Source organism: Aeromicrobium sp. (assembly GCF_049586495.1).
Classification (GTDB): domain Bacteria; phylum Actinomycetota; class Actinomycetes; order Propionibacteriales; family Nocardioidaceae; genus Aeromicrobium.
Genome location: NZ_JBAVCB010000053.1, coordinates 1 through 24,980, shown reverse-complemented (window position 1 = coordinate 24,980; position 24,980 = coordinate 1). Strand labels below are relative to the sequence as shown.

The 24,980-nt window shown below is 67.0% G+C and carries 29 protein-coding genes and 1 pseudogene; 9 read left to right on the top strand and 21 right to left on the bottom strand.

Annotated features, from left to right (window positions below):
* Positions 1-1,479, bottom strand: a 1,479-nt coding sequence (locus WB508_RS02920; RefSeq protein ID WP_423843380.1) for a hypothetical protein, incomplete at its 3' end; no start/stop codon positions are given.
* Positions 1,480-1,576: 97 nt separating this feature from the next.
* Positions 1,577-2,356 (bottom strand): enoyl-CoA hydratase/isomerase family protein, encoded by a 780-nt coding sequence (locus WB508_RS02915; RefSeq protein WP_423843379.1) that lies wholly within the window; start codon positions 2,354-2,356, stop codon positions 1,577-1,579.
* 72 nt (positions 2,357-2,428) lie between these two features.
* Between WB508_RS02915 and WB508_RS02910 the strand changes: the two genes are divergently transcribed.
* Both WB508_RS02910 and WB508_RS02905 read left to right on the top strand, forming a co-directional pair.
* The gene (locus tag WB508_RS02910) at positions 2,429-3,298 is read left to right on the top strand and encodes an oxidoreductase (RefSeq protein ID WP_423843378.1); all 870 of its coding nucleotides are present in this window, start codon (positions 2,429-2,431) and stop codon (positions 3,296-3,298) included.
* Positions 3,295-4,074 (top strand): HAD-IIA family hydrolase, encoded by a 780-nt coding sequence (locus tag WB508_RS02905; RefSeq protein WP_423843377.1) that lies wholly within the window; start codon positions 3,295-3,297, stop codon positions 4,072-4,074. The genes WB508_RS02910 and WB508_RS02905 overlap by 4 nt, the downstream gene beginning before the upstream one ends.
* Positions 4,075-4,083: 9 nt before the next feature.
* Here WB508_RS02905 and WB508_RS02900 read toward each other — a convergent pair whose 3' ends face one another.
* Positions 4,084-4,494 (bottom strand): hypothetical protein, encoded by a 411-nt coding sequence (locus WB508_RS02900; RefSeq protein WP_423843376.1) that lies wholly within the window; start codon positions 4,492-4,494, stop codon positions 4,084-4,086.
* A gap of 86 nt (positions 4,495-4,580) precedes the next feature.
* On the opposite strand from WB508_RS02900, the gene WB508_RS02895 reads away from it, so the two are divergent.
* A complete protein-coding gene (locus WB508_RS02895; protein ID WP_423843375.1) occupies positions 4,581-5,432 on the top strand; it encodes an NUDIX hydrolase in 852 nt (283 codons plus the stop codon).
* 7 nt (positions 5,433-5,439) lie between these two features.
* Here the strand turns inward: WB508_RS02895 and WB508_RS02890 are convergent, their stop codons facing one another.
* The 7 genes from WB508_RS02890 to WB508_RS02860 form a co-directional block, all read right to left on the bottom strand.
* Positions 5,440-6,405, bottom strand: a complete 966-nt coding sequence (locus WB508_RS02890; protein WP_423843374.1) for a hypothetical protein — start codon at positions 6,403-6,405, stop codon at positions 5,440-5,442.
* Positions 6,402-7,322 (bottom strand): hypothetical protein, encoded by a 921-nt coding sequence (locus WB508_RS02885; protein ID WP_423843373.1) that lies wholly within the window; start codon positions 7,320-7,322, stop codon positions 6,402-6,404. The genes WB508_RS02890 and WB508_RS02885 overlap by 4 nt, the downstream gene beginning before the upstream one ends.
* A gap of 50 nt (positions 7,323-7,372) precedes the next feature.
* Positions 7,373-8,296: a co-chaperone YbbN gene (locus tag WB508_RS02880; RefSeq protein WP_423843372.1), complete on the bottom strand. Its 924-nt coding sequence runs from the start codon at positions 8,294-8,296 to the stop codon at positions 7,373-7,375.
* 21 nt (positions 8,297-8,317) lie between these two features.
* Entirely contained in the window at positions 8,318-8,860 is a 543-nt protein-coding gene (locus WB508_RS02875; RefSeq protein ID WP_423843371.1) for a PH domain-containing protein, read from the bottom strand.
* Between the two features lie 10 nt (positions 8,861-8,870).
* Positions 8,871-9,029, bottom strand: a complete 159-nt coding sequence (locus tag WB508_RS02870; protein ID WP_423843370.1) for a hypothetical protein — start codon at positions 9,027-9,029, stop codon at positions 8,871-8,873.
* A gap of 66 nt (positions 9,030-9,095) precedes the next feature.
* Positions 9,096-10,049, bottom strand: coding sequence for a methylmalonyl Co-A mutase-associated GTPase MeaB (gene meaB / locus WB508_RS02865; RefSeq protein WP_423843369.1), 954 nt, complete (start codon positions 10,047-10,049; stop codon positions 9,096-9,098).
* A 7-nt stretch (positions 10,050-10,056) separates the two neighbouring features.
* Positions 10,057-11,250, bottom strand: a complete 1,194-nt coding sequence (locus WB508_RS02860) for an acetyl-CoA C-acetyltransferase (RefSeq protein ID WP_423843368.1) — start codon at positions 11,248-11,250, stop codon at positions 10,057-10,059.
* 81 nt (positions 11,251-11,331) lie between these two features.
* Between WB508_RS02860 and mce the strand changes: the two genes are divergently transcribed.
* The 3 genes from mce (at position 11,332) to WB508_RS02845 (ending at position 14,492) form a co-directional block, all read left to right on the top strand.
* The gene (gene mce / locus WB508_RS02855; RefSeq protein ID WP_423843367.1) at positions 11,332-11,769 is read left to right on the top strand and encodes a methylmalonyl-CoA epimerase; all 438 of its coding nucleotides are present in this window, start codon (positions 11,332-11,334) and stop codon (positions 11,767-11,769) included.
* Positions 11,770-11,870: 101 nt separating this feature from the next.
* Complete coding sequence (gene ccrA / locus WB508_RS02850) at positions 11,871-13,208, top strand: crotonyl-CoA carboxylase/reductase (RefSeq protein WP_423843366.1); 1,338 nt, start codon at positions 11,871-11,873, stop codon at positions 13,206-13,208.
* Positions 13,209-13,307: 99 nt separating this feature from the next.
* Positions 13,308-14,492 (top strand): hypothetical protein, encoded by a 1,185-nt coding sequence (locus WB508_RS02845; RefSeq protein ID WP_423843365.1) that lies wholly within the window; start codon positions 13,308-13,310, stop codon positions 14,490-14,492.
* Position 14,493: 1 nt separating this feature from the next.
* Here WB508_RS02845 and WB508_RS02840 read toward each other — a convergent pair whose 3' ends face one another.
* From WB508_RS02840 to WB508_RS02830, 3 genes are all read right to left on the bottom strand, one after another.
* On the bottom strand, positions 14,494-14,757 hold the full coding sequence (locus WB508_RS02840; RefSeq protein ID WP_423843364.1) for a hypothetical protein: 264 nt from the start codon (positions 14,755-14,757) through the stop codon (positions 14,494-14,496).
* A 19-nt stretch (positions 14,758-14,776) separates the two neighbouring features.
* Positions 14,777-15,160, bottom strand: coding sequence for a hypothetical protein (locus WB508_RS02835; protein WP_423843363.1), 384 nt, complete (start codon positions 15,158-15,160; stop codon positions 14,777-14,779).
* Between the two features lie 115 nt (positions 15,161-15,275).
* Entirely contained in the window at positions 15,276-16,469 is a 1,194-nt protein-coding gene (locus WB508_RS02830) for a 3-hydroxyacyl-CoA dehydrogenase NAD-binding domain-containing protein (RefSeq protein WP_423843362.1), read from the bottom strand.
* 82 nt (positions 16,470-16,551) lie between these two features.
* On the opposite strand from WB508_RS02830, the gene WB508_RS02825 reads away from it, so the two are divergent.
* Positions 16,552-16,947 carry a hypothetical protein gene (locus WB508_RS02825; RefSeq protein WP_423843361.1) on the top strand — a complete coding sequence of 132 codons (396 nt, stop codon included), beginning with the start codon at positions 16,552-16,554 and terminating at the stop codon, positions 16,945-16,947.
* A complete protein-coding gene (gene nucS / locus WB508_RS02820) occupies positions 16,947-17,624 on the top strand; it encodes an endonuclease NucS (RefSeq protein WP_423843360.1) in 678 nt (225 codons plus the stop codon). The genes WB508_RS02825 and nucS overlap by 1 nt, the downstream gene beginning before the upstream one ends.
* Positions 17,625-17,709: 85 nt before the next feature.
* Here nucS and WB508_RS02815 read toward each other — a convergent pair whose 3' ends face one another.
* Positions 17,710-18,135 carry an SSI family serine proteinase inhibitor gene (locus WB508_RS02815; protein WP_423843359.1) on the bottom strand — a complete coding sequence of 142 codons (426 nt, stop codon included), beginning with the start codon at positions 18,133-18,135 and terminating at the stop codon, positions 17,710-17,712.
* Complete coding sequence (locus WB508_RS02810; protein WP_423843358.1) at positions 18,135-20,135, bottom strand: protein meaA; 2,001 nt, start codon at positions 20,133-20,135, stop codon at positions 18,135-18,137. The genes WB508_RS02815 and WB508_RS02810 overlap by 1 nt, the downstream gene beginning before the upstream one ends.
* Before the next feature lie 96 nt (positions 20,136-20,231).
* On the opposite strand from WB508_RS02810, the gene WB508_RS02805 reads away from it, so the two are divergent.
* A complete protein-coding gene (locus WB508_RS02805; RefSeq protein ID WP_423843357.1) occupies positions 20,232-20,816 on the top strand; it encodes a cob(I)yrinic acid a,c-diamide adenosyltransferase in 585 nt (194 codons plus the stop codon).
* Positions 20,817-20,879: 63 nt separating this feature from the next.
* Here WB508_RS02805 and WB508_RS02800 read toward each other — a convergent pair whose 3' ends face one another.
* From WB508_RS02800 to WB508_RS02775, 6 genes and pseudogenes are all read right to left on the bottom strand, one after another.
* A complete protein-coding gene (locus WB508_RS02800; RefSeq protein ID WP_423843356.1) occupies positions 20,880-21,038 on the bottom strand; it encodes a hypothetical protein in 159 nt (52 codons plus the stop codon).
* Positions 21,039-21,138: 100 nt separating this feature from the next.
* Positions 21,139-21,585, bottom strand: a complete 447-nt coding sequence (locus WB508_RS02795) for a DUF2550 domain-containing protein (protein ID WP_423843355.1) — start codon at positions 21,583-21,585, stop codon at positions 21,139-21,141.
* A 20-nt stretch (positions 21,586-21,605) separates the two neighbouring features.
* Positions 21,606-21,998, bottom strand: a complete 393-nt coding sequence (locus tag WB508_RS02790) for a F0F1 ATP synthase subunit epsilon (RefSeq protein WP_423843354.1) — start codon at positions 21,996-21,998, stop codon at positions 21,606-21,608.
* Positions 21,998-23,476 carry a F0F1 ATP synthase subunit beta gene (gene atpD / locus WB508_RS02785; RefSeq protein ID WP_423843353.1) on the bottom strand — a complete coding sequence of 493 codons (1,479 nt, stop codon included), beginning with the start codon at positions 23,474-23,476 and terminating at the stop codon, positions 21,998-22,000. Before atpD ends, WB508_RS02790 begins: the two co-directional genes overlap by 1 nt.
* Complete coding sequence (locus WB508_RS02780; protein WP_423843352.1) at positions 23,473-24,411, bottom strand: F0F1 ATP synthase subunit gamma; 939 nt, start codon at positions 24,409-24,411, stop codon at positions 23,473-23,475. The genes atpD and WB508_RS02780 overlap by 4 nt, the downstream gene beginning before the upstream one ends.
* Before the next feature lie 3 nt (positions 24,412-24,414).
* Positions 24,415-24,980 (bottom strand): annotated as a pseudogene (locus WB508_RS02775) (F0F1 ATP synthase subunit alpha); the annotation flags it as partial.

The window sequence follows — 24,980 nt, the reverse complement described above, 5'->3', positions numbered from 1 at the left end:
CCGATTGGCGGCGTCTTCGGCTGCCGCTTCGGCGTCGCGGAGCTTCTTCTCAGCAATGGCACGCGACCTCTGGTCCGATTCTTCGGCCAGCCTCTTCGCCTCGGCGGCGGCGTCGTCAAGACGCTGCTGGGCCTGTCGCTCCGCCTCGGCTCGTGCAGCCTCCACGCGCGCATCGGCCTGCCTCTGCAGCTCAGCGATCTTGGCTGATGCCGCAGCCCGCTCACGCTCGATCTCGGCGGTCACCCGGTCGGCCTCGGCCTGGGCCAGGCCGACGCGCTCGGCGGCGGCCTCCTCGGCGGCCCTCAGCTTCTGCGCGGAGAGCTCGCGCTGCGAGGCTTCGTCAGCGGACAGTCGAGCAGCGGTCTCGGCGCGCTCGCGAGCGGCCTCCTCCATGAGTCGAGCCGCTTCAGCCCGTGCTGCCGTGACGCGGTCCTTGGCCGCCGCACTGGCGGCCGCCAGCTTCTCTGCGAACGACACCGACGGGGGTCCGAACGACACGACAGCTGACAGATCATCTTCGGCTTCCGCCGATGGCTGCTCGTCAACAGAGGGTGCCTCCGCGGCGGGCTGCTCGGCCGCTGGCACGTCAACGACGTCGTGGGCCGCAGGCTCCTCGACAGCAGGCTCTTCGACAGCAGGCTCCTCAACAACGGACTCTTCTCGATCGGCTGCCGGCTCATCGACGATCGCCGGCTCCGAGACCTCCCGAGCGTCGCTGCCGGTCTCCTCGGCCTCGGCGGTGCCCTCTGCGACAACGACATCGGTGTCAAGATCCTCAGCCGCCGGCGGATCCTCAGCGGTCTTCGTGCTCAATGGGTCGGACACCTCACCCTCAACGGCTCCCGACTCGAGAGAACTGAACTGGCCGGCGGTCATGACGCCCAGCGACGGGAAGCTGGCAGGAGTGCGCTCGGTGGCATCCGCGTGAGCAGGAGTCTCTTGCGCGAGCGCGTCATCGGACGATTCAGTTTCTTGAATCCCCTCGGTCGCCTCGACCGTGTCCGCAGTGTCGGACCCTGCGGATGCCTCGGCGGACGCTGCCCCACGGCGAGCCTCGGCAAGCTTGTCCGAGAGCGACTTCTCCGGCACGGACTCATCGTCTGGTTCTGCCGCATGACGTCGCTTGGCGACGCTCGCCTTGGCGGCCAGACGCTCTTTTCGTCGACGCTCCATGGCTTCCTTGCGCGCGGCGCGGGCGGCGGCTCTGCGCTCGCGAGGAGTCTGCTCGCCGTCATCGGCCTCATCGTCGACCTTGTCCGCCGCTGCGCTCTTGCCGTCATCGGGGCTCGTGTCGCTGGGGTGTTCTTCGTCGAAGGCCTTCGCTGCGCGTGCCAACGGATCAGATGTCGAACCCCGCCTCGCCTTCTCTGCAGGCCCGCTCGGGGTGGCAGATCCGTCATCACGGATCGTGTCGGCGGCCGCCTGGAGCGGATCAAAGCGGCGCGAACCGGACGAATTGCTGGACGTAGAGTCCGACATGACTCCCCTTCGAAGCACGGAACGAGTGATTTGGCCAGTATGCCCCATGCCTTCGGCGAGCGTCCGGCTCACGACGGGCGAGTCGGCGCCGGTGAATTCACGATCCTGCGAAGGTCGCCTTGCCGGGACCGTTCTCGACGAACGACCGCATACCTGCGGTCTGGTCGTCGGTGGCGAACAGTCCGCTGAACTCCATCCGCTCGATCTCCAGTCCCGTCACGAGGTCGACCTCGAGGCCCCGGTCGACGGCCGACTTCGCCGCGCGCAGCGCCAAGGCCGGTCCGCCCACGAACTGACGAGCCCACTCGACCGCCTTGGCGTACACCTGGTCGGCTGGGTGCACCTGGTCCACCAACCCGATCGCGAGCGCCTCAGCTGCATCGACGAATCGGCCGGTGTAGATCAGGTCCTTCGCCTTGGCTGGGCCGATGAGGCGGGCCAGGCGTTGGGTCCCACCGGCTCCGGGGATGACGCCCAGCAGTATTTCCGGTTGACCGAAAGTGGCGTTGTCCGCAGCGAATCTCACATCAGTCGCCAAGGCCACCTCGCACCCGCCTCCGAGCGCGAACCCGGTGACGGCGCTCACCGTGGGCTTGCCGATCGCAGCCAGCGCCTTGGTGAAGTCCTGCAGGAGAACCGAGTGCCGCGCCATCGCCTGATACGACATCGCACCCATTTCCTTGATGTCCGCGCCTGCTGCAAAGACTCGCTCACCGCCGTAGACGACGACGGCGGCCACGTCATCGCGGGCGTCAGCCTCGACCGACACGTCGATGAGCTCGCGTTGCATCTGGGCGTCAAGCGCATTCATCTTGGGGCGGTCGAGCCGGATCGTGCCGACCCCGCCGTCGACGTCCAGTGATACGAACTCCGCCATGCTTCCTCCTGTGTGCCGCAACATTGCTGCCGAGCATAGGCCGTGCGCCGTGGACCTCGGTACCGTGGAGCCATGAGCAAACTTCCCGATCTGACCGGCCAGACCTACATCGTGACCGGAGCCAACTCCGGCATCGGGCTCGAGGCGGCGCGCAAGCTCGCGGCAGCCGGCGGACACGTGGTCCTCGCAGTACGCGACACCGGCAAGGGCGAAGCGGCAGCTGCCACCATCGAGGGCTCGACCGAGGTCCGCCGGCTTGACCTCGCCGATCTGGCGTCGGTGCGCGCCTTTGCCGATGCCTGGGACGCGCCCATCACGACTCTGGTCAACAACGCAGGCATCATGATGGTTGCCGAGGGCCGCACCGTCGATGGCTTCGAGCGACAGATCGGAACGAACCACTTCGGCCACTTCGCTCTGACGAATCTGCTGCTCCCGCACATCACCGATCGCGTCGTCACCATCTCCTCGGGATTGCACAACGGCCCCCAGATCAATCTGGAGAACCTCGAGCTCGAGGGCATCTACCGTCCCACCGGTGCCTACCAGCAGTCGAAGCTCGCCAACATGTTGTTCACCATGGAGCTGCAGCGCCGCCTGACCGAGGCCGGATCGACGGTCGTCGCGCACGCCGCCCACCCCGGCTACTCCGCCACCAACTTGCAGAGCCACCACGCGAGCTCGTTGATGAACAAGGTGATGTGGATCGGCAACAAGATCATCGCGACGAGCGCCGAGTTCGGTTCGCGCCCCACGATTCACGCCATCACGGCCGATCTTCCGCCCAACAGCTACATCGGGCCGACGAAGCTGGGCGGCACGCGCGGCGCCCCCGGGCTGAATCCTCGGTCGCCCCAGGCTCGGGAGTCCGACGTCGCGCAGGCCCTGTGGGACGTCTCTGAGCAGCGAACAGGGGTCGCGAGCGCCCTGGTTCCGCGATGACCAAACCCATCGAGACGTGGCTGACCGACATGGACGGCGTCCTCGTCCACGAGGAGAAGGCCATTCCGGGCGCAGCCGACTTCATCGCGCGGCTCACCGACACCGGACGCAAGTTCCTGGTGCTGACCAACAACTCGATCTTCACCCCGCGCGATCTGTGCGCCCGGCTGCGGGCCGCTGGGATCGACGTGCCCGAATCGGCCATCTGGACCTCCGCACTCGCGACAGCGGAATTCCTGTCCGAGCAGCGTCCTGAGGGCTCGGCGTACGTCATCGGCGAGGCCGGCATGACCACCGCGTTGCACAACGTCGGCTACATCATGACCAGCAGGGAGCCCGACTACGTGGTGCTCGGGGAGACGCGTACCTACTCGTTCGAGGCCATCACCCGGGCCATCCAGCTGATCGAGAAGGGAGCCCGATTCATCGCCACCAACCCCGACGCCACCGGCCCGTCGCCGGGTGGGTCTCTACCGGCCACGGGCTCCGTGGCCGCGCTGATCACCAAGGCGACCGGAGTGGAGCCCTACTTCGTCGGCAAGCCGAATCCCTTGATGATGCGCAGCGCGCTGAACCAGATCGAGGCGCACTCCGAGACCACGGTGATGATCGGCGACCGCATGGACACCGACGTCCTGTCAGGTCTGGAAGCCGGTCTGCGCACGTTCCTGGTGCTGACGGGGTCGACGCCGGCTTCGGCCGTCGAGCGATTCCCGTTCCGACCCACCGAGGTCTTCGACTCGATCGCGGACATCGTCTCTCTCATCGACGCCTGAAGAAACCCGTCAGGCCAGCTGGCCGGTCGCCACCGTCCAGGTGAAGAAGCAGACACCCAGCAACAGGCCCACGTGCCCCAACAAGGACAACCCTGGCCCGTCGGCCCAGGTGTCGTCGGTGGCGTCCGATGAGTGTCGACCGGCACCGGGCAGCCAGCGGGACAGGATCGCGACGCCGAGGGCGACCTCGACCCACCACAGCACCAGTCCGGCGTATCCGACCCATTGGTTCGCAGAAGAAAGGAAGCCGATCCAGACGACCAACGCCAGCACCCCGACGACGGTGTGCGACGTGATGATGGCCTGGGGAATGCGAGCGTGTCCAGATTGCGCCGCGGTCGATGACATCCGCATGTAGGTCAGCAGGACGACCACGGCGGCGAGTGCTGTCAACATCCACAGGACGTTCTCCAGATCCATCGCAGCATCGTGGCACAGATGACGCCGCGGCGACGGTCGGGACCCGGCGAGCCCTGATCGGGTCTTCGCCGCCTACGGTGGAGCGCATGACCTTGCGTGACGACGACCTCGTCCTCGAGCCCACCTCGGGATCGGATGAGTTCATCGGCTTCGCCGTCCTGAAGGCCGGTTCGCGCATCGGTACCCTCGCATTCCGTCGCGAGGCCGCCCGCACGCTCTCGGTTCGGTGGAACATGGGAGAACATGCGCTTGGCACCGTGGTGCGCGCCCTGGGACTCGCGGTCCCCCACGCCTTCGACGAGCTCGGCGCCACCCGCCTGGAGGCACGTATCCCGATCGACCGAACGAACGACGTGCGCGCCGCCTCCATCTCGGGGCTCCGCCGCGAAGGCATGGTGCGGGGCGCGGGAACTGACACCGACCGAGTGCTGCTGGCGCGCATCGCCGAGGACCCGCAGCCGATGAGCCGCGACGGGTTCATCGCGATCCTGAATGCCGGACTGCCGACCAAGCGAGTCATCAGCCAGGGACTGCTGCGCGACCAGCAGGGTCGCGTCCTGCTGTGCGAGCTGACGTACAAGAACGAGTGGGACCTACCCGGGGGCGTCGTGGAGGTCGGAGAGGCTCCCGCGCCCGGGTTGGTGCGCGAGCTGCAGGAAGAACTTGCCGTCACGGTCGACGTGCACGGTCTGGTCACGGTCAACTGGCTACCAGCGTGGCGCGGCTGGGACGACGCCTGCATCTTCGTGTTCGACCTTGGCACGGTCGACAGCTCCTACATCGCTCAGATGACCCTCCAGCCCACCGAGATCAAAGCGGTGCACTGGTGCGATCCAGTCATGGTCCGCGAGCGCGCCACCGCCGCCACGGTCGAGCTGTTGGCGTCAGTCCTGGATGGCGACGACCGCCCCTACCGCGAAGCTCCGCCCGGCCCCTGAAGCCCACCTAGCCGACGTCGCCGCTCACGACCCCGCCGAACTGGCCGAGGGCCCGCGGCTTGTCCTCGCCGCCGGGAAGGTAGACAAGGATCTGGTGGTAGTAGTCCAGCGTTCCGGTCCGCTGAATGCCCCCTTGCAAGAAGGCTTGCTGAGGCGATCCAGCCGGCCACGTGACCTGCAGGCCGTCCGGCACCGTGTAGGTGTCAGTGCGCAACAACGTCACGAATGCCAAGGCGCCTCCGTCCTTGGTGCGCAGCGCGTACTGCACAGGCTCAGCAGCCCACGTCTGCGCGAAGGTGACCCCCTCCAGCCCAGCGTTGGTGGCCGCCGCCTGGCGCATCTGGTCGATGAACGAGTCGTCCTCGATCGTGCTGGCTTCCTCAGCCTTCGCGTCGGCCAGAGTCTTCGCGTAGGCCTGGGCCACCTCATTGGGCGACATCGCCATGCCCGTTCCGTCATCGGGCCTCACCCGTCTGGCATCACCGTTGCCGTCGCCGCGAATCTGCGGCAGCTCGGTGTCGTTGAGGATTTCAGGGGTGGTGACCAGCAGCCACGGATCGACTGCCGACGTCCGCTCGAAGACCTGCACCCGCTTGACGTCGCGCGAGCCGTCGCGGATCACGGTGGAGTACCAAATCGGGTACGTGGTGAACCGCGGCGTCTGGATGTCGAGAATCTCGACCTCGCCAGTGTTCTGCTTCTGGGTCGCGTTGAGCCGCTGCGACACCTCGAACGATCCCGAGTCGATCGCCAGCGCAGGGCCCGTCTCGATGGTCGACAGCGGTTTGGGGTCCAGCAGCTCGGTGGCGGCGTTGCGCACCTGCTGGTACCGCGTGTAGACCGCAGCAACGTCGGCCGTGGTGGCCGACACCTTGTCGATCTTCTTGATCTCGCGGTCACGCGGGATGGAGCAGGCGGCCAACATCAGTGCTGAGGCGACCAGCAGGATCGCCAGACGTCGAAACGTGATCATCGCGACTCACCTCCGTGGTCAGGAAGCTCCTCATCAGCCACTTCGAAATCGTCGAGGTCGTCCTCACCGAGCTCGTGCTCGACACCCTCTTCGTCGACGAACACGTACACGACGCGCTCGCCGCTCGGCGTGGGTCTCGGTTCGGATTCCGACTCCTGTGCGGGTTCAGACTCGTCGACGACCTCGTAGCCACCCGTTTCGACCTCCTCGGCAGTGAGCTCGTGCTCGACGCCGTGCTCGTCGACGATCAGGTAGACGACTTCCTCTATCCCGCCCTCCGTCTCGGCCGGCGCATCGAACTGGCGGTCGTACTCCTCATCAAGCTGCGCACTGCGCCGCAGCACCAGCCCACCGATGGCTCCGCCAACCCCCAGCAGCACAAGTCCCGCGCCCTTGGCGAAGCCACCCTTGATGCCGTAGGCGAGCGAGACCTGCAGTCCTGACAGGTTCGATGCACCGACGGAGATGACCGCGAGCGAGACCGGCTCGTCCGGCAACGTCGTGCTGATGCTCGCTCCGCCCACGCCGGCGGAGTCGACGTACCACCAGTCGAGCGCCGTGGGCGCACCCTGCACGAAGGCGCGGCCGTCGCGCTGACGGAACGTGGGCTTCCACGGGGTCTGGAACGTGGCGATCTCGATGCGTTCGGTGCCGCCAACCAGACTCTGCACGTCCACGGTGTTGCCGAGACCCACGAACACCGGTTTCTGAGCGGGCAGCTCTGCCAGCACGTCGATCTGCACTCCTGACCAGGTGATGAGCCGTGGAGCGGTGACGACGACCGAACCATCGGTCTGGATCGCATGCGGTCCGGACGTGACGCGACTGTCCGGACCGAGCATCACCATCAGCGCGAAGCCCAGCGCGGCGAGGACGACGCCAAGGACGACGCTCGCCCAACCCGTCGCCCGCTTCATGGTGTGGTGACCTTACCTGTCACTCGGGTCGCCTGGACCCAACTCGCCGATCAGAACAGAGCCTGTGCCAGCGTGCGCCGTGCGGCCGACACGCGGGGGTCGCCGACACCCACCACCGTGAACAGATCGATCAGGCGCTCCCGCACAGGTTCGCGCTCGTCGCTCGGGAGTCGCTTGACGAGCTGGATCAGACGATCGAAGGCGTCTTCGACGTGGCCGCCAGAGATGTCGAGATCAGCGACGAGCAGCTGCGCCTGCATGTCGTCCGGGGCGTCCCCGGCCGCGGTGCGTGCGGCCTGGAGGTCGACATCTTTCACGCGAGCCATCAGCCGGATGCCAGCCAGGCGCTCGGCCACCTCTGCGTCCGCCGGGTACTGAGCCTGCACCTTCTCGTATTCGGCAATGGCCAGATCCAGATCACCGGCGGCAAAGGCGGTGTCCGCCGTTGCGAAGCGTGGGTCCTCGACCGGCTCCGCCTCCTCCTGAGGCGCGGGGGTCGACCCCACGGGCTGCGCCACCCCGCTGATCCCGTGCTGGATGCCCAGCGCGATGAGCTCGTCGAAGACGCGTCGGACCTCGGGCTCCTCGGCTGCTCCCTCGAACAACGGCACCGGCTGCCCCTGCACGAGTCCGAACAGCACGGGCACGCTCTGGGCCTGCAGGGCCTGGGCGACCCCGGGGTTGGCATCGACATCGACCTGCGCCAGCAGCATCTTGCCCTGGTACCCGTTCACGACCGTCGCGAGCGTCTGGTTGAACGCCTGGCTCTGCGCGGATCGCGGAGACCAGAGGCTCAGCACGACGATGTGTGTCATCGAGGACTTGACGACGTCCTCGAAATTCTGGTCGGACACGTCCACGACGTAGGAGGCGGCGCCCGGCGCGGCTCCGGGGTCGACCCCGCTCGGTCGCTGCGCACCGGTTGGCTGCTTCAGGACGGACAGGTCAATGGCTCCGTGACGCGAGAAAGTCATGCGCCCAGTGTAGGAACCGACTCACTCACCCTGGAGGTGGTGGTCGGACTGGCTGCGCAGGCCGCTGTTTTGCACCACGCGCTGAATGGTGCGATCGCGGCCGTCCGGATCACCCACGAATCTGATCGTCCGCAGACCCTGGTCCTGCGCGGCGGACTCGAAGACGAAGTGGCCATAGCCGACCATGCGGCCAAGCACCGGCTTCTCGACGGTGATGTCGAGAATGCGTCGCAGCGGCATGGTGGCGACTCGCACCGAGATCACGCCGCTGGCGCGAAACACCCGCATGTTGGTGATGACGAAGATGTCGCGATGCTCGCGCAGCGTCCGATAGAGCGCGTGGCCAGCCAGAGCGAAGGCCGCCAGGATGAAGAACCACCCCAACGAGATCGGGCCGAAGACAGCCAGGAACCACAGCCCGACCACACCCGCGGTCTCGAGCAGGGGAACCCAGTACACGATCCGATGGTGGCGCACGAGATCGATCACGACCTCGCCCTCCTCGACGAGGAGATGGTTCTCGATCTCCTGCTCGGGAAGGTGCTCCAGCACCCACCTCAGCATCGGAGGCCCGCTACGCGACGAGCTCGTTGACGAAGACCCCGAGCTGGCCAAAGCCGTCGATGACGGCCCCCGCGGCATTGCTCACAGCATCGGCCGCGCCGGCGGGCGCGGTCAGCAGGTAGAACACACCGAACCCGATGACGAGCAGGGTGACGATCTTCTTCAGCACGACCCCATTGTCCACCACCGAGTCACGGGGCCCCCGCAATCATCATACCGGCGCGTCGCGCGCGCCCTACAGCGCCTGGACGAGCCGGTCGGCGGCGGCGAAGGGGTCAGTGCCGCCCTCCACGACCTGTCGCGCCAGGTCATCCAGGTCGGCGTGGCCGGACAGGTGCGCGAATCTCTGCTGAACCTCGGTGAGCGCCAGTGCTTCGATCTCGCGACGAGCGCGGGCCAGCCTGCGGCGGCCGAGCTCTCCTGAGGCGGCGAGGTGCTCGCGGTGGGCATCGATCCGGGCGAGCAGCTCCTCGACGCCCTGACCGGTCGTGGCCACGGTCATCACGATCGACGGTTTCCAGCTGCCACCGCCGTCGTCGCCAGTCATCGACAGCACGCTGCGAAGTTCTCGGCGGGTCGAGTTGGCGCCGTCACGGTCAGCCTTGTTCACGCAGAAGATGTCGCCGATCTCGAGAATGCCGGCCTTGGCGGCTTGAATTCCGTCGCCCATGCCCGGTGCCAGCAGCACCAGCGTGGTGTCGGCGATGCCAGCGATCTCGATCTCTGACTGGCCGACGCCGACCGTCTCCACCAGCACGACATCGCAACCTGCGGCATCGAAGACCCGCAGCGCTTGCGGGGCCGACGCTGACAGCCCACCGAGGTGGCCCCGACTGGCCATCGATCGGATGTAGACACCGGCATCGGTCGCGTGATCCTGCATGCGGATCCGGTCGCCCAGCAACGCGCCACCGGTGAACGGCGACGTGGGATCGACGGCCAGCACGCCCACCCGTCGACCAGCCGCGCGCAGGACGCCGACCAGCGCCGACGTGGAGGTTGACTTGCCCACTCCCGGCGAACCGGTGATGCCCACGACGTGGGCGCGGCCAGCCGTTGATGCCAGCGCTGCGCTCACCTCTCGCAACTTCGGCGATCTGTCCTCGACCAGTGAGATCAGTCGCGCCACGGCGCGCGGCTGACCTTCCACGGCCCCCGCGACCAGCGCGGCGACGTCGTCGGCGGGCACGCGACTCTTACAAGGCCTTCGGCACGCGGAGGATCAAGGCGTCGCCCTGGCCTCCGCCGCCGCACAGAGCCGCCGCGCCGACGCCGCCACCGCGACGACCCAGCTCGAGGGCCAGGTGCAACGCGATGCGAGCGCCGCTGGCCCCGATCGGGTGACCGAGGGCGATGGCACCGCCGTTGACGTTGACGATGTCCTCGCTGATGCCGAGCTCGCGGGCGCTGGAGATGCCGACCGCCGCAAACGCCTCATTGATCTCGACCAGGTCGAGATCGGCAGGGGTGATGCCCTCCTTCTGGCAGGCGTGGGCGATCGCGTTGGCGGGCTGGTTCTGCAGGCTGGAGTCCGGGCCGGCGACCACACCGGCGGCGCCGATCTCGGCGATCCAGGACAGACCGAGCGACTCGGCCTTCTCTTTGCTCATGATGACCACCGCGGCAGCGCCATCGGAGATCTGGCTGGCCGACCCGGCCGTGATGGTGCCGTCCTTGGAGAAGGCGGGACGCAGCTTGCCCAACGACTCGGTGGTCGTGTCGGCCCGGATGCCCTCGTCGTCCTTGACGACCACGGCGTCGCCGCGACGCGCCGGAATCTCGACCGGCACGATCTCGTCGTCGAACACGCCGTTCTTCTGCGCCGTCGCGGCCTTCTGGTGCGAGGAGGCGCTGAATGCGTCCTGCTCCTCTCGCGTGAACTTCTGCTGATCGACGTTGATCTGCTCGGTCAGCCCGCCCATGGCCTGATCGGTGAGGGCGTCCCAGAGGCCGTCGTACGCCATGTGGTCGGTGAGGGTGGTGTCGCCGTACTTGGTGCCCTCGCGCGATCCGAGCAGCATGTGCGGCGCCTGCGTCATCGACTCCTGGCCGCCCGCCACGATGATCTCGTGCTCGCCGGCGCGGATCAGCTGATCGGCCAAGGCGATCGCGTTGATGCCCGACAGGCAGACCTTGTTGATCGTGAGCGCCGGCACGTTGAGCGGGATGCCGCCCTTGTGCGCGGCCTGGCGCGCGGGGATCTGACCCGCACCCGCGGTGAGAACCTGACCCATGATCACGTAGTCGACCTGATCACCCGAGACGCCCGACTTCTCCAGCGCTCCCTTGATGGCGAGGCCGCCGAGATCGGATCCTGACAAGGTCTTGAGCCCGCCGAGGAGGCGGCCGATCGGGGTGCGTGCTCCGGCAATGATGACGTTCTGGCTCATGCGGTGTGCTCCTATGACGACGATGCGTTCACTTTACCCAGCGGTCATCGCCAGAGACACCGGTGCCCTACGCTCGGTCGCATGCCCGACGCACTGGTTCCTGAACATCTGCTCCTGACCATCGACCACGTCGGGATCGCCGTCCCCGACCTGGACGACGCACTGGAGTTCTACGCCTCGATCTTTGGCCTGCACTCGGTGCACGAGGAGGTCAACGAAGAGCAAGGGGTCCGCGAGGCGATGCTGGCCGTCGGCGAGTCCGACACGCGCATCCAGCTCCTTGCTCCGCTGACAGAGCAGTCCACGATCGCCAAGTTCATCGACCGCAATGGTCAGGGCATCCAGCAGTTGGCGTACCGCGTCGCCGACATCGACGCCGTCTCAGCCATCTTGCGCGAACGCGGCGTGCGGCTGTTGTACGACGCCCCCAAGCGCGGGACGTCAGACAGCCGGGTCAATTTCGTGCATCCCAAGGACGCCGGCGGCGTGCTGGTCGAGCTGGTTCAGCCAGCCGGCTGAGCCCGCCGACGACCGTGTGAGGGCTGGATCACAGCCCGCGACTGTATCCGCGGCTGTTACGGATCGGTAACATCGCCGGGGACACCTCAGGAGGCCCACCCGTGCAGAACATCCTCGACGCCATCCTTGCCGGCGACACACCGCCGGAAGACTTTGGTTCTCTCGCCCTGCCCGAGACCTACCAGGCCATCACGGTTCACCAGGACGACGTGGGCATGTTCGACGGTCTGCCGAGCAAGGAGAAGGACCCCCGCAAGAGCCTGCACCTCGACGACGTCCCGGTCCCCGAGCTCGCGCCGGGCGAGGCGCTCGTGGCCGTCATGGCCAGCGCAATCAACTACAACACCGTGTGGACCTCGATCTTCGAGCCCGTCTCCACCTTCAGCTTTCTGGAGCGCTACGGCCGCCTGTCGGAGTACAGCAAGCGGCACGACCTGCCGTATCACGTGGTTGGCTCGGACCTGTCTGGCGTCGTGCTGCGCACGGGTCCCGGCGTCAACCTGTGGAAGCCCGGAGCCGAGGTCGTGGCGCACTGCCTGTCGGTCGAGCTGGAGAGCCCCGATGGTCACGACGACACGATGATGGACCCCCAGCAGCGGATTTGGGGCTTCGAGACCAACTTCGGCGGCCTGGCCCATCTCGCGGTCGTCAAGGCCAATCAGCTCATGCCCAAGCCCGACCACCTCACGTGGGAAGAGGCCGCGAGCCCCGGCCTGGTCAACTCGACCGCCTACCGCCAGCTGGTGTCCAAGAACGGCGCCAACATGAAGCAGGGCGACGTCGTGCTGATCTGGGGCGCCTCGGGCGGTCTCGGTTCGTACGCCACCCAGATGGCTCTCAACGGTGGAGCGATCCCGGTGTGTGTCGTGTCCTCCCCCGACAAGGCCGCGATCGTTCGTTCGCTCGGCGCTGAGCACGTCATCGATCGCTCCGCCGAGGGCTACAGGTTCTGGAAGGACGAGAACACCCAAGATCCCTCGGAGTGGAAGCGGCTCGGCAAGAAGATTCGCGAGCTCACCGGCGGTGAGGATCCCGACATCGTCTTCGAGCACCCGGGCCGTGAGACCTTCGGTGCCTCGGTCTACGTGGCGCGCAAGGGCGGCACGATCATCACCTGCGCGTCGACCTCGGGCTACATGCACGAGTACGACAACCGCTACCTGTGGATGAACCTCAAGCAGATCAAGAGCTCGCACTTCGCCAACTACCGCGAGGCGTACGAGGCGAATCGTCTGATCGACAAGGGCTTGATCCATCCGACGGTGTCCAAGGTCTACCCGCTGGCCGAGACCGGTCAGGCCGCTCTGGACGTGCATCGCAACTCCCACCAGGGCAAGGTCGGCGTGCTGTGCCTGGCCCCCGAAGAGGGCCTCGGCGTGCGCGACGAGGCCAAGCGGGCCATCCATCTCGAGGCGATCAACCGGTTCCGCGGCATCTGAGCCGACGAGGGGGTACCGCCCGTTCAGGCGGTTCCGAGGGCTTGCACCTCGGGGTATGCTGACGACTGCCCACTCGCCATCTTCGATCTCGGGATGCCCATGTCTGACCACCTCGCGACCGCCGTTCTCGATGCTGCCCAGAAGTCCGCAGACGCCTCGTTCCCGCTGGCTCGCCGCGGCGGATACGACAGCGAGGCTGTCGACTCCTTCGCGCGCGACCAGTCCTCAGAGCTGCAGCGCGCCGCCGAGGCTCTGAAGTCCGCCGAGGACGAGAACGCCAACCTGCGGGGCTTGATCGAGAAGCTCAAGGATCGGGTCGAGGCTGTCGAGAAGCCGACGTACACCGGTCTGGGCAATCACGCTGCCCAGCTGCTCGGTCTCGCCGAGCAGGAGGCCGAGGATGTGCGCACCCGCGCCGTGCGCGAGGCTGGCGAGCTGGTCAAGAAGGCCGAGGAGGAGGCTGCGCTCGTGCGGGCCGCCGCCGCCAAGGAGGCCGAGAACACCAAGGCACTGGCCATCGCCGAGATCGATCAGCGACGCACCGCTCTGCTCGAGGAGGCTGAGGTCATGAACGCTGACACCAAGGCCCACACCACCGACCAGCGTGCGCACGCCGAGCGCGAGGCCGCCCAGATGCGCCTCGCGGCCGAGCAGGAGTCACAGAACATGCGCCTTGGCGCGACGCGTGAGGTCGAGCAGGCCCGCGCAGCCGCTGACCGCGAGGTCAGCGAGGCACGCCGCGTGCTGGCCGTCGAGAAGGAGCGCTTGGCCCGTGAGGCCACCGAGATGCACCAGTCCGCTTCCCAGCAGACCGCTCAGCTGGTGGCCGACGCCGAAGCTCGTGCGACCGCGGCCGACGCTCGTGCCCGCGACGTCATGGCCCAGGCCGCCAAGACTCGTGACGCCGCCAGCGACGAGGCCGCGCGCGTGCTGGAGAGCGCCAAGAAGGAGGCCGCAGCCCTGAAGGCCGGTGCCAGCGCCGACGCCGATCACCTGCGCGCCAGCGCCACGACCGACACCGAGCGTCAGACCCGCACGTTGCGTGCGGAGGTCGAGGACCTGCAGCGCAAGCGCGACGGCATCATGTCGCAGATGGGTCAGCTCCGCGACATCGTCTCCACCTTCGCCCCTGAGGCAGCCAAGGCGGTCGAAGCAGTCGAACCGACCAAACGGCCCAAGGCAGTCGAGTCCACACCGGCCGAGACCAAGCCCGTCGAGGCGGCGAAGTCTGCTGAGCCCAAGCCCACCCAGGTTCCGGCCGACGCCGCCAGCTCGGAGAGCTGAGTCAGAGCCTGCGCTGCCAGCAGGAGGTGTGCCAGTGGCGCCGCTCGTCGATCGCCTCGGCACTGAGCAGAGACTTGTGCACCGGCCAGATCAGCAGGTGACCCGCACCCGGATGAATCGCCTGATGACATCCGGGACAGCGATACGACTTGTCCGACCCGGCCAGGGCGCGCACGTGCCACTCGGTGGACCCTCGCGTCTCGATCCGCTCGTTGACCGGCCGACCTGAGACGGGCGGACGTCGGCGGGTGGGGCGTCGGGGCACGCTCTTAGCATAGGGAGCGCTAGAAGCAGTAGCGCTGGATGGACCCCGCGCCGGCCTTCTGAGCGGAGACGGCGCCCCGCAACGTCAGCAGCGCAGCAAACTCACCCGAGCCGTACTGGAACACCACCCGATCAGTCAGGGCGGCCTCGGGCCGACAGGTCAGACCCAGCGACTGCTGCTCCCGCACGACCTGATCGACAGCGGCGCTCGCCGACTGCGTCTCGGGGAGGCCGTCGAACAACCGATTCTCGACCCCGTGAGCCAGGGTGAACGCTTGAAAACAGCCGATCACGATCGCGCCCGCCGCGAGCATGCTCCCGATCGTCGTGCGAACCAGGTGGGCCACGGACTTCCCGGGCCGGACGAGGGGCTCGACGATGACGGCCACCTGTGCCGTGGTCATGATGTGCTCCTGTCGCGTCCCTCTCCGCAACAGGAACGATCAGCAGGGCGTGGGGTTATCCTCGACCGCCCGATCTCAGCCGCAACGCCTGAGCACCCATCAGCTTCGGCCGGACTCAGTACCTGTGAAAGCCTTCACCGGTCTTGCGGCCGAGCTTGCCCGCCGCGACCACGACCTCGAGCGCCGGGGCCGGCTGCCAACCCGCGTGACCGAAGGTCGAGACGAGCGAGCGCTGGATCGCCAAGGACACATCGTTGCCGACGACGTCCAGCAGTGCGAACGGGCCCATCGGCACCTGGGTGGCCTTCATGGCCGAGTCGATCTCCTCCAGCGAGTCGCCGTCCGCCTCGTGCAGCTTGATGGCGTCGTTGAGGTAGGGGAACAACAGCGCATTGACGATGAATCCGGCGCGATCGCCGCAGGACACGGGGTGCTTGCCGGTGGCCAGGCAGAGGGCGCGCACCGTCTCGTCGACCTCGACGGAGGTCTCGTCGGCCGTGACGACCTCGACCAGCTTCATCACTGCCGCCGGGTTGAAGAAGTGCATGCCGATGACGTCCTGCGGGCGCTTCGTGGCTGCAGCACAGGCGTTGATCGACAGCGACGACGTCGTGGTGGCGAGGATGGCGCCGGGCTTGGCGATGCGATCGAGGTCGCCGAACAGCTCAAGCTTGATGGCCAGATCTTCGGCGATCGCCTCGACGATCAGGTCGGCGTCTGCCAAGGCTTCACGCTCGGTCGAGCCGGTCAGTCGGCCCAGCACCGATGCCTTGGCGTTCTCGTCGAGCTTCCCGCGCGCGATGGCCTTGTCGAGGCTCTTGGTGATCGCAGCGATGACGCCTTCGATCTTGTCCTGACCACGACCGATGAACGTGACCTCGTATCCCGCCTTGGCGAACACCTCGACGATGCCCGACGCCATGGTGCCGGTACCCACCACTCCGACGCGAGTGATCGTGTGCTGGAAGGTGGGCTCGGTCGGACCGTCCTCCCCCTCGCCGTCGGCGAATGATCGACCTTCCTCGGCGTGCGCGACCAAGACCGAAGCCGGCTGATGCAGCTCGTCGCCGCTGGCCGCGTACATCGCCTCGAGGCCGGCGACCACGGACGTTGCGCCCAGGGCGTCGACGAGGGCCAGCGGGCCGATCGGGTAGCCGCATCCAAATCGCATGGAAGCGTCGATGTCGGGCGCCGTCGCGTAACCGCTCTCGTACATGGTTGCCGCGTGGTTCAGGTAGGGCAGCAACAACGCGCGAGCGATCTCGGACTCTCGCCCGGAACCGTTCACCTGATCGACGATCTCCTGCATGGCTACTCCTGAGTAGGTTCGAGGTCGTGTCAGACTAACCTGACGCCGCCACGACCGGGAGAGGGTCCTGATGAATCGACGTATGAGGATCACCACACTCGCCATCTTCGCCGCAACGGCGCTGCTGCTGGCCGGGTGCACGAGCGACGCACCCGCCGCCGCTGGAGACCCGTCGACGGCGGCCACTTCGACCTCTCCGGACGCCGAACCGCCGGGCGATTCCTCTTCTGAGGGCACCGTCGCGCTCCGCGGCGACTGGGAAGATCCGCAAGCCGAGTGGGTCGTGCATCTTGAGGAGGACGGCACCTTCACCGAGGACTTCGAGGGGCTGACGGACTTCCGCGTGGGCACGTACGAGGTCGAGGGCGACATCGTGCGCCTGCTCGGTGACGACGGCAACACCGACGAGGGCACCGTCGTCGGTTCGGGCGACACGACCCAGCTCGAGTTCAATCTCGGCACCCTGACGAGGCAGTAGTGCGTCTCGTCATCGCCCGCTGTCAGGTCGACTACGCCGGGCGACTGACGGCCCACCTGCCCCTGGCCACGCGGGTCATCATGGTCAAGACCGACGGCTCGGTCCTGATCCACTCCGACGGCGGATCCTACAAACCGCTGAACTGGATGAGCCCGCCGTGCACCCTGCGCGAGGGGATCGCTGACGACGGCGTGCCGGAATGGACCGTGTCGGCCACCAAGACCGATGACACCTTGCGCATCCGGCTCGAGGAGGTCCTGCAGGACTCCTCGCACGATCTCGGCGTGGATCCGGGGCTGCAGAAGGACGGCGTCGAGAAGCACCTCCAGGAGCTGTTGGCCGAGCACACCACGGCCCTCGGCTCGGGCATGAGTCTGGTACGCCGTGAGTTCATGACCGCCATCGGCCCCGTCGACCTGTTGTGCAAGGACGCCGGCAACTCCTCGGTTGCCGTCGAGATCAAACGGCGCGGCGACATCGACGGCGTCGAGCAGCTGAGCCGATACCTGGAGCTGATGAATCGCGATCCTGGACTGCGGCCCGTGCGCGGCATCTTCGCCGCGCAGGAGATCAAGCCCCAGGCCCGTGTGCTGGCCGAGGACCGCGGCATCACGTGTGTCGTCGTCAACTACGACGAGCTGCGCGGCATCGACGATCCCTCGCTGCGCCTGTTCTAGCGCCCGAGGTGGCCACGGGCCCGAGCGAAGCGACGGGCGAGGCGCCCGGCGAAGCACGGCTGCTCCGAGGGACGAGCCGTGGGCCCTACTGCAAGGGGATGTCGAAGACCTCGGTGCCGAGGGTGTCCCAACGGTCGATCTCGCAGCCATTGGCGCGGCTGAAGGAGGCGTCGACCTCCTCGCCCTCGTAGATGCCGGAAATCGTGGCTGTCTGGGGTCCGCCGAAGATCATGGTGCACGTCGTGCTACCAGCGACCGGCTCGAAGATCGGGGCGCCCGCCTCGGCGAGCTTGGCGCAGGCCGCCGAAGCGTTGGGATGACTGCCCCCGACCGGGGCACACGAGAGCGTCATGGTCCGCGGCTCAGCGCCGTCCGCCGCCACGACTCGAATCTTCAGTCGGGTGGCCGCCGACGTCCCGCCCCCATCCACCGATTCGTCATCCTTGCCACATCCGGACACCGCGAGTCCCGCGAGCAGCATGAGCGCGGTGAGTCGGGACAGGACGGACATCACGAGAGATCGTTGGCCTTGCGGATCTCATCGGCGATGCGGCTCATGATCGCTGTCATGCCGAAGTCCTTGGGTGTGAACACCGCGGCGACCCCCGAGGCTTCGAGCTTGCGGGCGTCGGATTCGGGGATGATGCCGCCGACGATGATCGGCACGTTGCCCAGCCCGGCCGCGTTCATCGCCTTCTGCACCTCCGGCACCAGCTCCATGTGCGAGCCGGACAGGATCGACAGACCCACGCAGTGCACGTCCTCGGCCACGGCGGCGGCCACGATCTGCGCCGGAGTGAGCCGGATCCCTTGATAGATCACCTCAAATCCAGCGTCGCGGGCTCGCACGGCGATCTGCTCGGCGCCGTTGGAGTGTCCGTCCAGACCCGGTTTGCCGACCAGGAAGCGCAGTCGCGTGCCCAGTTCCTTGCCGGTCGTCGCCACCTTGTCGCGCACGGCCGTCAGCTCGGCTCCGGCTTCCGCGACACCGACCACTCCGCTGACACCGGTGGGAGCGCGGTACTCGCCAAAGACCTCGCGCAGCGCGCCGGACCACTCCCCGACGGTGGCCCCCGCCCGCACGGCAGCGAGCGTGGCCTCCATCAAGTTGGTGTCGGACTTCGCGTCGCGCTGCAGACGAGCGAGCGCCTCGTCGACGTCGCTCTGGTCGCGCTGCTCGCGCCAGGCCAGCACGTCAGCGATCGCATTGGCCTCGGCCTCGGGATCGGAGGCCATGATGGCGCCGTCCAGATCGGCCGTCAGCGGCGACGGCTCCGTCTCGGTGTAGGAGTTCACTCCGACGACCAACATCTCGCCGGCCTCGATCTTGGCGCGACGCTCTGCGTGCGAGCCCACCAAGGCCTGCTTCATGTAACCGGACTCGACCGCCGCGACGGCTCCGCCCATGGCCTGAACCCGATCGACCTCCGCCTTGGCACCCTCGCACAGCTCGGTGACCTTGGCCTCGATGACCACCGAGCCCTCAAAGATGTCCTCGTACTCCAGCAGGTCGGACTCGAAGGCCAAGACCTGCTGCAGCCGCAACGACCACTGCTGGTCCCACGGGCGCGGCAGGCCAAGCGCTTCGTTCCAGGCTGGCAGCTGCACCGCACGGGCGCGTGCGTCCTTGCTGAGCGTGACACCGAGCATCTCCAGCACGATGCGCTGCACGTTGTTCTCGGGCTGCGCCTCGGTCAGACCCAGCGAGTTGACCTGGACGCCGTAGCGCAAGCGACGCATCTTGGGATCCTGCACCCCATAGCGCTCACGGGTGATCTCGTCCCACAGCCGCCCGAAGGCGCGCATCTTGCACATCTCCTCGATGAAGCGCACGCCAGCGTTGACGAAGAACGAGATGCGGCCGACGACCTTCTCGAACTCCTCCGGCGGCACCTGCCCGGAGTCCTTCACGGCATCGAGCACGGCGATGGCCGTGGTGAGCGCGTAGGCGAGCTCCTGCGTCGGTGTGGCGCCTGCCTCCTGCAGGTGATAGCTGCAGATGTTGAGCGGATTCCACTTCGGGATCGTGCTGACCGTGTACGCGATCATGTCGGTGGTCAGGCGCAACGACGGCGCCGGACCGAACACGTACGTGCCGCGCGACAAATATTCCTTGATGATGTCGTTCTGCGTGGTGCCGGACAGCTGCGCCGGCTCGACGCCCTGCTCCTCGGCGGCCACCTGATACATCGCCAGCAGCCACATCGCCGTGGCGTTGATCGTCATCGACGTGTTCATCTCATCGAGCGGGATGTCCTGAAACAGGCGGCGCATCGCACCGAGGTGCGGGATCGGGACGCCGACCTTGCCCACCTCTCCACGGCTCAGCTCGTGGTCTGGGTCGTAGCCCGTCTGGGTCGGCAGGTCGAACGCGACCGACAACCCGGTCTGCCCCTTGGACAGGTTGCGGCGGTACAGCGAGTTCGACTCGGCGGCCGAGCTGTGGCCCGCATAGGTACGCATGACCCACGGGCGGTCGCGTTCGGGCATGTCCGCGCTCTTGTCAGGCATGCGGGTCAGATTACCGTCCCGCCACCCCTCGGTCACTCGAATGTGAGGGGGTCGTCGCTCACACTGCACCGAGGCCCTACCTCATAGACTCAGGCCATGGTGAACCTGACGCGCATCTACACGCGCACCGGAGACGACGGATCGACCCGCCTCGGCGACATGAGCCTCACGTCCAAGCTGGATCTGCGCCTCCAGGCCTATGCCGACGTCGACGAGGCCAATGCGCACCTTGGCATGGCGCTCGCCCTCGGCCGCCAGCTCGGCAGCATCGACGAGGACGTCGCGGCTGTCCTCACGCACGTGCAGAACGACCTGTTCGACGTCGGCGCTGATCTGTCGTGCCCGGTCGTCCAAGATCCCGAGTTCCCGCCCCTGCGCGTCGAACCGGACTACATCGACCGCCTCGAGGGGTGGTGCGACCACTACAACGATCAGCTGCCCGCCCTGCGGTCCTTCATCCTGCGGGGCGGCTCCCCCGCCGCGGCAGCCGTGCACGTGGCCTGCACCGTCACGCGCCGCGCCGAGCGGTCGGCCTGGGCCGCTCTGGACGCGCACGGCGACACCATGAACATCCTGACCGCCAAGTACCTCAACCGACTCAGCGACCTGCTGTTCATCCTCGGCCGACACGCCAACCGCGCGGAGGGCGACATCCTCTGGGTGCCCGGCGGCGAACGCTAGGACACGCCCGCACATGACAGAACCGCCCACCATGGCGGGCGGTTCTGGGCAGTGGGCTGGTGATCAGTCCCAGTCGATCCGATGCTGCGGACCCGACGCCGGCTTCTGCGAAGTCTTGGCGCCCTTCGTGTCCGAGGATGAAGCGGCGGTGGCTGCTGGCGCAATGCCGATCACGGAGAAGGTCGCAACGGCGACCGCCGCTACCAGACGCTTGACGAACACGGTGTACCTCTTTGCGTAGGGAAAATTGGTTCCCGGTGATTCTCTATCACTTCAGGGTCAGGGTCAATGAAATCAGCCTCTCCGAGCCATCAAAAGTGCGCTAGAGAACGTTGTTGACCCGTCCGCCCGGTGGAGAGGACTCCAACCATGACAGCAGGCCTGTGAGCGCGTTGGCACTCATGGCCATCTGTCGCACCCCGCACTGGTTCTTGGTGTCCACGATGACGTGGCCGAGGTAGATGGCGTGGTTCTCGCTCCCGATGGGCGCGCGTCGGCCCTCGATCAGAACGGTGCCGCGGGCAAAGCGGTAGCGAGGGCGCGGCGACAACGAGAAGGTCCGATACCACCGAAGTTCGACGTCGCCGTAGACCGCGAAGCCCAGGGTCCACCCCGTCCCGGGGTCGACATTGCGGTTGGTGCTCATGTCGAACGTCCCGGCAGCGCCCTTCGTGATCACGCGCCGCCGGATGACGAACCACGCCACCACCAGGAAGCCCAGGAAGGCCAGGAGCGCGAGGGAGTCGATCAACCACATCCACAGTGGCACGTCGGGACCCCCTCAGGTCGTCAGGATGCCTTGCCGACGGTACGGAACTTGGCCTCGGCGCGCAGCACTGCGTCGTGATCGTCGGCCGCGCGGGCCGTGTCGATCTCGTGCTGGAGTGCCGCCTCGTCGATCTCGTCCTCGAGCAGGATCTCTTCGCTCAGGATCGAGATGTGGTCGTTGGCGACCGACAAGAATCCCTCTGCCACCGCGGCGCGGACCAGCTCACCGTCTGCGGCGTGGATGACCACGACGCCGGGTACCAGCAGCGACAACAGTGGTGCGTGGCCGCGCAGCACGCCGAGGTCACCCTCGACGGTGCGTGCGCTGACCTCACGAGCCTGCCCCGACCACACCACGCGGTCGGCGGCCACCAGCTCGATCTGCAAGGAGCCCTCGGAGTTCGACGAAGCCATCAGAGACCCTTCTGGATTTCTTCCCACTTCTTGTCGACGTCCTCGAGACCGCCGCACATGAAGAAGGCCTGCTCGGCCACGTGGTCGTAGTCGCCGTCACAGATCTTGGTGAAGCCGTCGATGGTCTCGTCGATCGGGACCGTCGACCCCTCGAGGCCGGTGAACTGCTTGGCCACGTAGGTGTTCTGGCTGAGGAAGCGCTGGATGCGGCGCGCACGGGACACGAGCGTCTTGTCCTCCTCGCTGAGCTCATCGACACCGAGGATGGCGATGATGTCCTGCAGCTCCTTGTTGCGCTGCAAAATGCTCTTGACCCGGTTGGCCGTCTTGTAGTGATCGTCGGCGATGTAGCGCGGGTCGAGGATGCGTGACGTGGACGTCAGCGGATCCACGGCGGGGTAGATGCCCATCGACGCAATCTCACGGTTGAGCTCGGTCGTGGCGTCCAGGTGAGCGAACGTGGTGGCCGGTGCCGGGTCGGTGTAGTCATCGGCCGGCACGTAGATGGCCTGCAGCGAGGTGATCGAGTGACCACGGGTCGAGGTGATGCGCTCCTGCAGGACGCCCATCTCGTCGGCCAGCGTGGGCTGGTAGCCCACGGCCGACGGCATGCGGCCGAGCAGCGTGGAGACCTCGGAGCCGGCCTGCGTGAACCGGAAGATGTTGTCGATGAAGAGCAACACGTCCTGGTTCTGCACGTCGCGGAAGTACTCCGCCATCGTGAGCGCCGACAGGGCGACACGAAGACGCGCTCCCGGCGGCTCGTCCATCTGGCCGAAGACGAGCGCGGTCTGTCCGAGGACGCCGGCTTCTTCCATCTCGACGATGAGGTCGTTGCCCTCACGGGTCCGCTCGCCGACACCGGCGAACACCGACACACCCCCGTGATCGCGCGCCACGCGGGCGATCATCTCCTGGATCAGCACGGTCTTGCCGACGCCTGCACCACCGAACAGGCCGATCTTGCCGCCCTGCACGTACGGGGTCAGCAGGTCGATGACCTTGATGCCGGTCTGGAACATCTCGGTCTTGGACTCGAGCTGGTCGAACGCGGGAGCCTTGCCGTGGATGCCACGGCGCTCCTGCACCTCCCAGGTCTCGCCCTCGGCGAGGTTCATGACGTCGCCGGTGGTGTTGAACACCTTGCCGAGCGTCTGGTCGCCGACTGGCACCATGATGGGCTCGCCGGTGTCGGTGACCTGGGCGCCGCGGACGATGCCGTCGGTGGGGCGCAGGCTGATCGCGCGGACCATGCCGTCGCCGATGTGCAACGCGACCTCGAGGGTCAGCGTCTCGGTGACACCGTCGATCGTGGTGTCGACCTTGAGCGCGTTGTACATCTCGGGGATCTGGTCGCTGGGGAACTCGATGTCGAGCACCGGTCCGATGACCCGGGCCACGCGGCCCGTGGTGCTGCCGGTGCCGCCCTGGTTGGAGCTGGACTCGTCGATGGTGGCAGTCATGATCTCTTCTCTCACTCCCCAGCGGTCGCTTCGGCCAGCGCATTCGCGCCGCCCACGATCTCGCTGATTTCCTGGGTGATACCCGCCTGGCGGGCCTGGTTGGCAGTTCGGGTGTACTTCTGAATCAGTTCTTCGGCGTTGTCGGTCGCCGACTTCATGGCCTTCTGACGGGCGGCGAGCTCAGAGGCCGACGCCTGCAGCAGGCAGTAGTAGATACGGCTGTGCACGTACTTGGGCAGCAACGCATCGAGCACGTCGGTGGCCGACGGCTCGAACTCGTACAGCGGCAGCACGTCGTCGTCCGCCGGCGCCTCGGTGCCTTCGACGACCTCGAGCGGCAGCAACCGGATGACATCCGGCTCCTGCGTCAGCATCGACCTGAAGCGCGTGAAGACCACGTGCAGCTCGTCGACGGCGTGCTCGGGACTGGCATCTGAGTCCTCGCTGAGGTCATCAGCGTCGAGATTGAACGCGTCGACCAAGGTGTTGCCGATCTCGCGGGCGTCGGAGTACTCAGGCTTGTCCGAGAACCCGGTCCACGAGGTGATGAAGGGACGCTGGCGGAAGTTGTAGTACGCCTCGGCCTTGCGGCCGGAGAGGTACAAGTCGACGTCCTTGCCCTCGCCCCTGAGCTTCTCGACCAGGCGCTCGGCCTCCTTGAGTACCGCCGAGGAGTACGACCCAGCCAGCCCGCGGTCGCTGGACACGACCAGCACCGCTGCCTTGGTGGGATTCTCCTTCTCCCGCGTCAGCGGGTGATCGACGTTGGAGAACGTCGCCACCGCCGACACCGCCCGGGTCAGCTCGCGGGCGTACGGCGCTGCCGCCGCTGCCCGCTGCTGCGCCTTGATGATGCGCGACGCGGCGATGAGCTCCATGGCGCGCGTGATCTTCTTGGTCGCCTGGGTCGACCTGATCTTTGCGCGTAGCTCTCGTACCGACGCTGCCATGTGTCAGCCCCGCTTCTGCTTGACGATCTGCTCCTGCTCGACATCCTCGTCGGCAAGCGCCTCGTGCTCCTCGTGACCGGCCTTGATCGAGCCGCCCTCGTGGGTCTCGAACTGATCGGCGAACGACTCGTAGGCGCCCTCGAGAGCCTGTGCGTTGTCGTCCTCGAACTTGCCCGATTCACGGATCGCGTCGAGGATGCCGCCGTGGGAGCGCTTGAGGTAGTCCAGGAACTCGGTCTCGAAGCGGCTGATGTCCTCGATCGGCACCGCATCGAGCTTGGCGGTCGAGGCGGCCCACAGCGACACGACCTGGTCCTCGACCGGGAACGGCGAGTACTGGCCCTGCTTGAACAGCTCCATGATGCGCTGACCACGCGCCAGCTGCTGCTTGGAGGCAGCGTCGAGGTCTGAGGCGAACATCGCGAACGCCTCCATGGCCCGATACTGCGCCAGCTCGACCTTGAGCGAGCCCGTGACGGCCTTCATCGACTTCTGCATGGCCGCGCCGCCCACCCGCGAGACCGAGATGCCGACGTCGACGGCGGGACGCTGGTTGGCGTTGAACAGAT